Origin of the sequence: Corynebacterium sp. Marseille-P3884 (genome assembly GCF_017942225.1) — a bacterium.
Classification (GTDB): Bacteria; Actinomycetota; Actinomycetes; order Mycobacteriales; family Mycobacteriaceae; genus Corynebacterium.
In genome coordinates this window covers 76,111-86,712 of sequence record NZ_JAGKSD010000010.1, presented here as the reverse complement: position 1 = coordinate 86,712, position 10,602 = coordinate 76,111, and the positions used below count along the sequence as shown (strand labels likewise).

9 protein-coding genes and 1 pseudogene are annotated in these 10,602 nt (G+C 65.5%); 9 read left to right on the top strand and 1 reads right to left on the bottom strand.

Annotated features, from left to right (window positions below; all coding sequences use genetic code 11):
• Both J5Y21_RS07675 and manA read left to right on the top strand, forming a co-directional pair.
• A pseudogene (locus tag J5Y21_RS07675) lies at positions 1-613 on the top strand (hypothetical protein); the annotation flags it as partial.
• A 57-nt stretch (positions 614-670) separates the two neighbouring features.
• Complete coding sequence (gene manA / locus J5Y21_RS07670) at positions 671-1,864, top strand: mannose-6-phosphate isomerase, class I (RefSeq protein ID WP_210574164.1); 1,194 nt, start codon at positions 671-673, stop codon at positions 1,862-1,864.
• A 10-nt stretch (positions 1,865-1,874) separates the two neighbouring features.
• On the opposite strand, the gene J5Y21_RS07665 is transcribed toward manA, so the two are convergent.
• On the bottom strand, positions 1,875-2,798 hold the full coding sequence (locus tag J5Y21_RS07665; protein ID WP_210574163.1) for a hypothetical protein: 924 nt from the start codon (positions 2,796-2,798) through the stop codon (positions 1,875-1,877).
• Positions 2,799-3,151: 353 nt separating this feature from the next.
• On the opposite strand from J5Y21_RS07665, the gene J5Y21_RS07660 reads away from it, so the two are divergent.
• The 7 genes from J5Y21_RS07660 to J5Y21_RS07630 all read left to right on the top strand — a co-directional run bounded on the left by J5Y21_RS07660 (position 3,152) and on the right by J5Y21_RS07630 (position 10,492).
• A complete protein-coding gene (locus tag J5Y21_RS07660) occupies positions 3,152-3,505 on the top strand; it encodes a DUF4259 domain-containing protein (RefSeq protein WP_210574162.1) in 354 nt (117 codons plus the stop codon).
• 74 nt (positions 3,506-3,579) lie between these two features.
• The gene (gene ahcY, locus J5Y21_RS07655; protein ID WP_210574161.1) at positions 3,580-5,028 is read left to right on the top strand and encodes an adenosylhomocysteinase; all 1,449 of its coding nucleotides are present in this window, start codon (positions 3,580-3,582) and stop codon (positions 5,026-5,028) included.
• Positions 5,029-5,062: 34 nt separating this feature from the next.
• Positions 5,063-5,704 carry a dTMP kinase gene (locus J5Y21_RS07650; RefSeq protein ID WP_210574170.1) on the top strand — a complete coding sequence of 214 codons (642 nt, stop codon included), beginning with the start codon at positions 5,063-5,065 and terminating at the stop codon, positions 5,702-5,704.
• Between the two features lie 35 nt (positions 5,705-5,739).
• A complete protein-coding gene (gene mtrA / locus J5Y21_RS07645) occupies positions 5,740-6,423 on the top strand; it encodes an MtrAB system response regulator MtrA (protein ID WP_210574159.1) in 684 nt (227 codons plus the stop codon).
• Positions 6,424-6,486: 63 nt separating this feature from the next.
• Positions 6,487-8,133: an MtrAB system histidine kinase MtrB gene (gene mtrB / locus J5Y21_RS07640; protein WP_282597876.1), complete on the top strand. Its 1,647-nt coding sequence runs from the start codon at positions 6,487-6,489 to the stop codon at positions 8,131-8,133.
• Positions 8,133-9,887, top strand: a complete 1,755-nt coding sequence (locus tag J5Y21_RS07635) for an LpqB family beta-propeller domain-containing protein (protein WP_210574157.1) — start codon at positions 8,133-8,135, stop codon at positions 9,885-9,887. The genes mtrB and J5Y21_RS07635 overlap by 1 nt, the downstream gene beginning before the upstream one ends.
• A complete protein-coding gene (locus tag J5Y21_RS07630; RefSeq protein ID WP_210574155.1) occupies positions 9,884-10,492 on the top strand; it encodes a ComF family protein in 609 nt (202 codons plus the stop codon). The genes J5Y21_RS07635 and J5Y21_RS07630 overlap by 4 nt, the downstream gene beginning before the upstream one ends.
• Positions 10,493-10,602: the final 110 nt, after the last annotated feature.

The following is a 10,602-nucleotide window of genomic DNA, read 5'->3' as shown; positions in this document are numbered from 1 at the left end:
GGTCGAGGACATCCCGCGCGGCGTGATCTGCCTGCCCGCCCCGCCGACAGCGGACGGCGCGTCCCCGCTGCGCACCATCGCCGCGATCGCCGCGGTGTGTGCCGCACTCACGGACACGCAAGCGCTTATCGACGGCCCCGCCGACGCCATCGACTTCGAACTCCGCCAGCTCTCCCCGGAACGCGACGTGTCGGTCAATGCCGCGCGTCAGCTGCGTGAATTCGTCGACGGCGCACGGATCTTGCACACCGGATACACCCCGGTCGGTGCCGCGGTGGCCGCGCTGATTTCCGCGCTTTGGTCCGCCCATGGCCTGCCCAGCGGCTTTGTCGGCCGCGAGGACCTGGCTCGGGCGTTGGAGCAGACTTCCGCCGAGTCGGCGGGTAACTCGAGCGGGGCGACGGACGATATCTTCTATGACCCCCTCATTGACGGGCCGCCCGCCCAGGTTCCGGTGAAGACTATCGTCTGGGCGCAGCGCGATGCGCACCTTCTCGGGGCACGCGCCGAATATGTCGAGACCGACGGCGCGGCCGCTACAGGAGACGAGTTCTCCGCGGCGCTCCGGCTCATCGTGCGTGGCCTCGCGGCTACGGCAATGCAGGTCGAGTGAAACAACTACAGCCAACAGAACATGCAGAACACGCAGTAGGAGAAGAGGCGAACACACGTGGAGCTGCTCACACCAGCGCTGCAGACCTATCCGTGGGGCTCGCGAACATTATTGGCGGACCTGCGCGGGGATGAATCCCCGTCGGCGACACCGGAGGCGGAGCTGTGGTTCGGTTCGCACTCCGCGGCACCCGCCACGATCGAGGGCGTGGGGCTGGACGAGGTAATCGCCGATGACCCCGCCGACGCACTCGGGGTAGAGGTCCGTGGGCGCTACGGTGACTCGCTGCCGTTCTTGCTGAAGATCCTCGCGGCTGATTCCCCGCTGTCCATCCAGGCGCACCCGACATCAGCGCAAGCCCGCGCCGGATTCGAGGCGGAGAACACCGCCGGGATCGCGCTGGATGCGCCGGAGCGGAATTACAAAGACCCGAACCACAAGCCCGAGCTGCTCGTCGCGCTCACGCCCTTCCGCGCGCTCGCGGGGCTGCGCCCGGCGAAGCAGACGCTCGAATTCTTCGACTACCTCGACTGCCCGGGGCTCAGCCGCTATTCGGCCATGCTCCAATCGGAAAACGAGGAAGAGGGCCTCCGGGCACTGTTCACCACGTGGATCTCACTACCGCGCGCCAAGCGGGTGGAGGTGATTGACGGGGTACGGGGATGCGTCGATAAGCGTGCGTTTTCCGGCACGCCGGACTGGATGCGCGAAGCTGCGCGCTGCTTCGTCGAACTGGACGAGGCACACCCGGGCGATGTCGGTGTGCTGGCATCGCTGCTGCTCAATTTCGTTGAGCTCGCCCCCGGTGAGGCGATGTACCTCGGTGCTGGGCGGCTGCATGCCTACCTGTCGGGCATGGCCGTGGAGATCATGGCGAACTCGGATAATGTGCTCCGCGGCGGGCTGACCACCAAGCACGTGGACGTGCCGGAACTGGTGCGCATCACCGACTTTTCCACGCTGGTGAACCCGCGCGTGCACGCTGATGCGATCGACGGCGCGTGTGCTTTCGATGTGCCCGTGCGGGATTTCCACCTCACCCGCTACGAGCTCGCTGACGGTGCCGGCTTCGATGCGGCCTCCGCTGGTCCGGCGATCGTTCTGTGCACCGACGGTGCGGTCGATTGCGGCCCGCTCGAATTGACCCCGGGCACCGCCGCGTGGATTCCCGCTTGCGACCCGGATGTGCGCGTGAGCGCTCGTGACGGTTCTGACCGCGCGGAAGTGTTCTACGCGCGGGTAGGGAAGTAGCTCGTTCTAGCTATTTTTCTGCGGAGTTGGTCTCCGCGGAATTCGCCTGCGCGTCCGACTTCGGGGGCAGTGCAGCGCCTTCCGCCGTTTCCGGGACCTCGTCCTTGGCATCCTCGGGAGCCGGGGCCTGCTGCACGCGCGTGGATGCGGAGAACGGGTCTTCCGGGCGCTTCTTCGGCGCGTCCTGCTTCTCATCGGCAGCGGGAGCGACACCCAGTGCTTCGGCAGCGGCCCTCGCATCCGATGGGGCAATCTCGATCGTGTCGTTGCCGGACTGCAGTTCCGCATCAACCGCCGGCGGGTGCGCACCTTCCTGGACCCCGGGCTCCGCAGGCTCGGACGGACGCTTAGGCTCGGACGGTTCATTCGGCACCACGGTCGTGGAGCCCGACGGCGTCGTCGTGTCCGGTGCCTCGCCCTGCGGGGTGGACGGGTCAGCGCTATCCGGTGCGCGCTGCGGCGCCGGGGCGGATGTGCGGACGCTCTGCTGCTGTTGCGGCTGCGGCTGTTGCTGCTGCGGCTGAGCCGGGGCAGGTGCCGGCGCGGCATTCGTCGGACGGTAGTAGGACGGCTCAGCGGATTCGCCGCGGTTGCCGTTCAAATTCGCGTTCGGCGGGGCCAGCGGATCCTTGACCGGACCCGCGACGTTGCCGCCGCCGTTGCCATTGCCGGCACCGGTGGATGCGTCCATGCCAGCGCTTGCGGAGCCGTCAGTGGTCTCGCTGGATGACATCTCGGAGGACGTGGGCTCATCCGCGGTGCGCTGCTGCGCGGTCGCGTCCGTGGCGGCGACAGGCTGGCCAGCGAATTCCGTCTCCTGGCTGTTCAGGGTCACACCCGAGTCAGAGACCTTCCACACCAGCAGGCCGACGAGCACCGCCAGCGTCAGGCCAGAGGTAAGGAAAATGGCGAAGCGGCGATTGGTCAATTCCATCTCCGGCATCTCCTTACCTCCCTGAGTGTTTTTCGCGTTCGGCTGCGCGGTGTGCTTGGTACTTGGTATATCGCTATTGATGACTCAGCGTTAACGCGTGCTTCATTGTGTTCCGTGAGGCCCCCGTGACCTGCGTGTGAGCCCGGCCACGTGGTGCTCATAACAACTCGATAACAAGCTACCAATTAATCGTGCGTGAATCCACCCCCAATTCTTGGCCCGGCGTGTCGCACATACCGCGTCTGCCTCCCGCAGAGCCCGAAAAGGTGGTGGACATCCCGCCAGCGAGACAGTAGAAGTGGACCTTGACGTAGTTGAATCACCTGCACGGGACGAGCCGGAAGGAGCACGGCGTGAGCACCTGGGATATGGCCATCTTCGATGAGGACGTGAACGTCGATTTTCTCGACGACCTAGCGGAAATGGACTTCGACGAAAGGGTAGAAGCGGTGCGTGACGCGTGCCTGCTGGCCCGCGATAAGGACAACGCCTCCGAGGACGACCTCCTTAACGGCCAGGCCGCAGCCACCATCGCCGCGATCTGGGCGGGTGCGCCGTTCAGCGCCGGCGAGACCGCAGACACCTACTCTTTCCTGCGCGCGTCTTCCGTAGAGCTCGACGAGAAGCTTATCGACGCAGCGGTGACGATCCTCGAGGACGTCGACTCCGAGCAGGACGTCGACCAGTTCATCGAGGCACTGTCCTAAGCACTGCGGCCGAACCCCTAAGCTGGCCACGACACATCATTGACGCGCATTTGCATTATCAAGGAGAGAAATCAATGAACCAGGATCTCAGCCAGGACTTCAAGGTCGCCGACCTGTCCCTGCATGAGGCAGGACGCAAGCAGATCGACCTGGCCGAGCACGAGATGCCGGGACTTATGCAGCTGCGTCGCGAATACGCTGAAGAGCAGCCGCTGGCCGGCGCGCGCATCGCCGGTGCGATCCACATGACCACTCAGACCGCAGTGCTCATCGAGACCCTGACCGCCCTTGGCGCCGAGGTGCGTTGGGCGTCCTGCAATATCTTCTCCACCGAGGACCCGGCCGCAGCCGCCATCGTCGTGGGCAAGGACGGCACGCCGGAGGACCCCAAGGGCGTGCCCGTCTTCGCATGGAAGGGCGAGACCCTCGACGAGTACTGGTGGTGCATGAAGCAGATCTTCACCTGGGGTGAGGGCGTGTACCCGAACATGATCCTCGATGACGGTGGCGACGCCACCATGGCTGTGATCAAGGGCGCCGAGTTCGAAAATGCTGGCGCTGTCCCGTCCGCTGCGGACACCGATTCCGACGAGCAGGTCGCCTTCTTCAACATGCTCCGCGAAACCTTGGCGGAGGATTCCACCAAGTGGACCGAGACCGCGAATCGCGTCCAGGGTGTCACCGAGGAGACCACCACCGGTGTCCACCGCCTCTACCACTTCGCCAACGAGGGCACCCTGCCGTTCCCGGCGATGAACGTCAACGACGCGGTGACCAAGTCCAAATTCGACAACCGCTACGGCACCCGCCACTCCGTCATCGACGGGCTCAACCGCGGCACCGACATGCTCATCGGCGGCAAGAAGGCGCTCGTGTGCGGCTACGGCGACGTGGGCAAGGGCGTCGCCGAGTCGCTCGACGGCCAGGGTGCGATCGTGTCCGTCACTGAGGTCGACCCGATCAACGCGCTGCAGGCGCTCATGGACGGCTTCAAGGTCGTCACCGTCGACGAGGCGATCGGGGATGCCGACATCATCATCACCGCCACCGGCAACCTGGGCATCATCACCTTCGACGACATGCTCAAGATGAAGGACCACGCTGTGCTGGGCAATATCGGCCACTTCGACAACGAGATCGATATGGTCTCCCTGCTGCACCGCGAGGACGTCACCCGGATGAATATCAAGCCGCAGGTGGACCTGTTCACCCTGCCCAGTGGCAATTCCATCATCGTGCTCTCCGAAGGCCGCCTGCTCAACCTGGGCAACGCCACTGGCCACCCGTCGTTCGTCATGTCCAACTCTTTCGCCGACCAGACCATCGCGCAGATCGAGCTGTTCACCAACAACGGCCAGTACGAGAACCAGGTGTACCGCCTTCCGAAGATCCTCGACGAGAAGGTCGCGCGCATTCACGTCGAAGCCCTGGGCGGCACGCTCACCGAGCTGTCCAAGGAGCAGGCCGAGTACATCGGCGTCGATGTCGCTGGTCCGTTCAAGCCCGAGCACTACCGCTACTAACTTCGCAGAGCTCAGTTAGCAGCGAGGTGGCATGATGATCATTGCTCTCGAAGGAATCGACGGCGCCGGCAAGCACACCCTGGTTCAAAAACTGATCCGCGAACTCCCGACCGTCGACGGGATCGACAGCGCGGCCACGATGGCGTTTCCGCGTTATAACGAGTCCATCCATGCTCAGCTGGCCGCCGACGCCCTGCACGGGAAGATGGGGGACCTCACCGACTCCGCGCACGGGATGGCCGTCATGTTCGCGCTTGACCGGCATGGGGTCGTGGATGAACTGCGGCGCTGGGCGTCGTCGATAAGGGATGTGCTCCTGCTCGACCGCTACGTCGCGTCGAATGCGGCGTACACGTCGGCGCGCACGGGGCGTACCAGCGACCGCGCGTGGGTCGCCGAGCTCGAATTCGAGCGCCTCGGCCTGCCGCGGCCGGACCTGCACGTCCTCGTCGACACCTCGCCGGAGACCGCGCGCGAACGCGCCGCGAAACGCGAAAGCCTCGATGCCTCTCGCACCCGCGACCGCTACGAACGCGACACCGCCCTGCAAGACGCCACGTACGCGGCCTACGTCGACATGGCGGAACACGACTGGGAGGGCCGGTGGCTCCGCGCGAGCGAAACGGGGCCTATCATGCAATCTATCGGCGCACTTTCGCGCCCATCCGCGCACTAAGGTATGCGGTAACGCAACGCAGCAAGGAGTCAAAGATGACGAACAAGATCCTCGTCGTGGACGATGACCCCGCGATCTCCGAGATGCTGACCATCGTGCTGGAGGCTGAAGGGTTTGAAGCAAAGCCCGTCGTCGACGGCCTCGAGGCGATCCCCGCGTTCCGTGAATACCAGCCGGACTTGATCTTGTTGGACCTCATGCTCCCGGGCATGAGCGGCGTGGATATCTGCAAGGAGATCCGCAAGGAATCCGCCGTGCCGATCGTCATGCTCACGGCCAAGACCGACACCGTCGACGTGGTGCTGGGCCTGGAATCCGGCGCGGACGACTACATCACCAAGCCGTTCAAACCGCGTGAGCTCGTCGCCCGCATCCGTGCGCGGCTGCGCCAGAACACCGACGAGCCCAGCGAAGTGCTCGAGATCGGCGATCTGACGGTCGACGTTCCGCAACACATCGTCACCCGCGGCGACACCGAGATCAACCTCACCCCGCTCGAATTCGACCTGCTCGTCGAGCTGGCGCGCAAGCCGCACCAGGTGCACACCCGCGAGGAACTCCTCGAATCCGTGTGGGGCTACCGCAACGCCTCCGACACCCGACTGGTCAACGTGCACGTTCAGCGCCTGCGCTCCAAGATCGAGCACGACCCGGAGAATCCCGAGATCGTCCTCACCGTCCGCGGAGTGGGCTACAAGACTGGACGGCCGGGGGTGTAACAGACCCTGGTTACCAACCTAAAACGGGCCAGGGAAAACCTTGCCCAACGGTGGCGGACCTCGCTGCAGGTCCGGTTCGTGGGCACGGTGCTCATCGTCTCCGCGATCGTCATGGGCGTGCTCGCGCTCGCCCTCGCGTCCGTGGTCACGCAGCGCCTCGTGGACCTGAAACTGGAAAACGCGGAGAACGACCTCGAGCGTGTCCGCGGCACGGTAGAGGAGCAGCTGCGCAATACCTCCGCCACCGGCGCGTCCACCCAGGGGCGCCTCAACACCGCGCGTGCGGCATTGGCGCAGAGCTCCCAACAAGACCAACCCGCCACCGGCGCCTACGAGCCGGTGTTGGTGGTGCCGCAGAAGAACGGGGTGATCACCTCCCCGGAGAATTTCACGGTCCCGCAGCGCCTCACCGATTTCGTCGCCCAGGGTCAGGTGGCCTACCAGTTCAACCCCGTCAACAGCGGCGAGCGGATCTACGACGCGCTGATTATCGGCACACCCACTGATTCCGATATTCCGGGGCTGCAGCTCTACCTCGTCATGGACATGCAGTCGGAGCGTCAGACGCTCGCGCTCATGCGCGGCCTGCTCACCTCCGCCGGCATCGTCGTCGTGGTGCTGCTCGTGGGCATCGCGTGGCTGTCATCGCAACAGCTCGTCGCCCCCGTGCGCTCCGCATCGCGCATTGCCGAGCGGCTCGCCGGTGGGCACCTGCGTGAACGCATGGCCGTCGAAGGCGAGGACGAGATGGCGCGCCTCGCGCTGTCCTTCAACGACATGGCCGACAACCTGTCCAGCAAGATCACGCAGCTGGAGGAATACGGCGACCTGCAACGTCAGTTCACCTCGGATGTCTCACACGAGCTGCGCACACCTCTGACCACAGTGCGCATGGCCGCCGACATGATCGCCGGAGACGAGGAGAATCTCGAACCGCACACCCAGCGCGCCTCCCAGCTCATGATCCGCGAGCTCGACCGCTTCGAAGCGCTGCTCGCAGACCTGCTGGAGATTTCGCGTCACGACGCCGGCGTGGCCGACCTGTCCGCCGCCAAAATGGACGCGCGCTCGCCGATCGAATCCGCTTGGGCCCAGACCTCTGTGCTGGCCGAGGAACTCGATGTGGCCGTCGAATTCGACGTGCCCGACGAGCCCGTGCACATGGTCGGCGATGCCCGCCGCATCGAGCGCATCGTGCGCAACCTTTTGGCCAACGCCATCGACCACTCCGAGGGCAACCCGGTGTGCCTCGAACTGGCCGCCAACGACGAAGCCGTGGCCATCACCGTCACCGACGGCGGCGTGGGTCTTAAACCGGGGCAGGAGGAGCTGGTGTTCAACCGCTTCTGGCGCGCCGATTCCTCTCGCAAACGCCACTCCGGCGGCACCGGCCTGGGCCTGGCCATCGCCCGCGAGGACGCGCAACTTCATCACGGCATCCTCGATGCAGCCGGCACCGCCGGTGTCGGCTCCCAGTTCCGTCTCGTGCTGCCGCGTGACCCGGAGGCCGGTTACACACAGGCGCCGCTCGAGCTGCGTGCTCCCGGCGCGCCCGAGGAAGAGGAAGCGCCTGAGCTCGTGCGCACCCAGCGCGACCTGCCTGCCCTGCCTTCTGGCACGTCTCGGCCGGAGGCGTCGACGTCGATGGACGCGTCCGATTTCGCCGCCCCCAAAGACTCCGCCGAGTCGGCCGAGGAGCGTGAGCAGTGATGCGCGCACAGGTGACGAAGAAGACTGGGTGGGTCCGAGGAGCACTCGGCGTCTGCTCGGCAGCAACGCTGTTCACGGTCGCGGGCTGTGCGACTCTGCCCACGAGTACAGAGCCGCACGTTCTCCACGCCTTCGAAGGGCGGCCGGACCCGCAGTTGGACATGGAGCCGACCCCGGATGCCGAACCGGACCTCTTGCTGCGCGAATTCTTCGCGGCCTCCGCCAACCCGTCCGGACAGTACGAGGCGGCGCGCCGCTACCTCACCGGGCCGATGGGGCAGGCGTGGGAGCCGCACGAGGAAACGCTCATCCTGGACACCTTCGAGCTCACCTCCCGGCCCATGACCGACCAGTCCAAGAGGTCGTATGTGGTGGAAGGACGCATCGTGGGCAGGCTTAGCCCCGGTGGAGTGTTCCGCCCGGATAACCAGCTATACGAAGCCACGATGGAACTGGCGCAAGAGGACGGCCAGTGGCGCATTGCGGGCCTGCCCAACGACGTGGTGGTGGACCGCATTGAATTGCGCAACCACTACGAGCCCCGGAACGTCTACTTCTACGACTCGACCGACCAGGGGCTCACCCCGGACCGTCGCTGGGTCTACGCCGGTGCTGCGTCGAAAGAGGACGCGTTGCTCAACCTGCTCGTCGGCGGCCCCTCCTCCGTGATCGCCCCGGCTGTGTCTACCGCCGTGGCAGACGATGTCGCCTACACCGGCTCCACCGACGGCGTGTACCGCTTCACCGGTCTGGCCGATGCGGAAGAAAAGACCCGCGCCCGCTTCGCTGCCCAAGTGGTGTGGACGCTCGCTGCCGCCGGTGTGCCCGGCCCGTACCCGGTCACCCTCAATGGCGTGCCGGTGGTGGGGGAGACCACGGAGCTGTCCACCGATCAGTTCCGGGACCTCAACCCGATCAAGCAGCTCGAGGGCGGGCCTGCCCTGTACACCCTGAGCGATGGGCGGGTGAGCAGCGTGGACACCGTCTCTGAGGAAGCAGAGCCGGAGGTGGAGCCCGTCGAATCGCTCAACAAGCTCGGTAGCGTGTCGTCGGTGGACATCGGCGACGAGGGCAATTTCGCCGCCGTGATCAACGTCAGCGACGACGAGCAAGCCCTCGTGGCTGGCGACGTCGACGGCACCAACAAAGAAGTGCAGCGCGCCGGCAGCTTCACCCGCCCGAGTTTGGAGCCCGACCACAATGCCGCCTGGGCGGTGGCCGACGGCAAGGGCGTGATCCGCGCTGAACGCTCCACCGCCACCGGCGAGGTGAGCGTGAACAGCGTGCAGGTGGAATTGCCCGAGAATGTGGACGGTGAAATCACCTACCTGCGCTTGTCTGGCAGTGGCTCCCGGGTGGCCATGATCGTCGACGGCCACCTCATCATCGGTGTGGTGGAGCGCCGCGACAACGGTCAGCGTGCCGTAGTCAACACCGCCAAATACGCCGAGGTGGAGCTCGACGGCTCCGCTGTCAGCGTGGATTGGCAGCCGGACGGTTCGCTTCTGGTGGGCACGTCCTCCAACCAGCGCCCCGTGGTGCGTGTCGAGCAGGACGGCTCTTCGCTCACCGCGCTGCCGTCCGGCAATGTCGGCGGTCCTGTCGTCGCCGTCGGCGCTACCGCGGAGATGATGTACATCACCGACTCGAAGGTTCTCATGCACATGCCGCTACCCACGAAAGATTCGTTGAACTGGCGTGAGGTTCCCGGCCAGCAAGGCGTGCGCGCCGCCCCGGTTGTGCCGCGGCCATGATCTTCGACCTGTTGTTTCCGCGCCAGTGCGCCGGATGCCGGACTCCCGGAGAAAAGCTGTGCCAGCGGTGCCAGAAGCAGCTTTTATCGCCGCCTTTCCGCGTCACACCGCGCGTTCCGGTTCACGTTCCGGTGTATGCGCTCGGCACATATTCCGACCCGCACCGCGGAGTGATCCTCGCGATGAAGGAGCGCAAGAATCTCGCGGTACGGCGCGAGATCGGCGCGGTGCTCGGTGCGATGCTGCTCCGGCTCGAAGCCAACGGGGAGTTGGCGGAGTGCTCAGCGCTCGTTCCCGCACCGACACGGCCGTCCTCGGCCCGCGACCGCGGTGGAGACCCGGTGGCCGGAGTCTGCCGCTTCAGCGGCCGGACCGTGCACAATGTGCTCCGCCTGGCGGAGGACACCCCCGACCAGGGCGCGCTCAGTGAAGCCGGGCGCCGGCGGAACCTGCAGGGCAATGTCTTCCTCGACTCTGTCCCATCCGGGCCCCTGGTCGTGGTGGACGATGTGGTGACCACGGGGGCGACGCTGCAAGCGAGTGTCGAGATACTGCTCGCCCACGGCGCGGATGTGCGTGGGTGCGTCGTTCTGGCAGCCGCCTGATTTCCGCGTTACAAACATGTGAACTCATGTAAACCGTGCGATGGCGGTAGGTATAATTCTAAGTAGAGCGAGCGATCGCGTTCGACGTGTCCGACTAGAAGGAGGAAAGC

Excerpts from the sequence above, each read along its gene's own strand:
- J5Y21_RS07630 (WP_210574155.1), top strand. The coding sequence starts at position 9,884 with ATGATCTTCGACCTGTTGTTTCCGCGCCAGTGCGCCGGATGCCGGACT.
- J5Y21_RS07650 (WP_210574170.1), top strand. The coding sequence starts at position 5,063 with ATGATCATTGCTCTCGAAGGAATCGACGGCGCCGGCAAGCACACCCTG.
- J5Y21_RS07635 (WP_210574157.1), top strand. The coding sequence starts at position 8,133 with ATGCGCGCACAGGTGACGAAGAAGACTGGGTGGGTCCGAGGAGCACTC.
- ahcY (WP_210574161.1), top strand. The coding sequence starts at position 3,580 with ATGAACCAGGATCTCAGCCAGGACTTCAAGGTCGCCGACCTGTCCCTG.
- J5Y21_RS07665 (WP_210574163.1), bottom strand. The coding sequence starts at position 2,798 with ATGGAATTGACCAATCGCCGCTTCGCCATTTTCCTTACCTCTGGCCTG.
- mtrA (WP_210574159.1), top strand. The coding sequence starts at position 5,740 with ATGACGAACAAGATCCTCGTCGTGGACGATGACCCCGCGATCTCCGAG.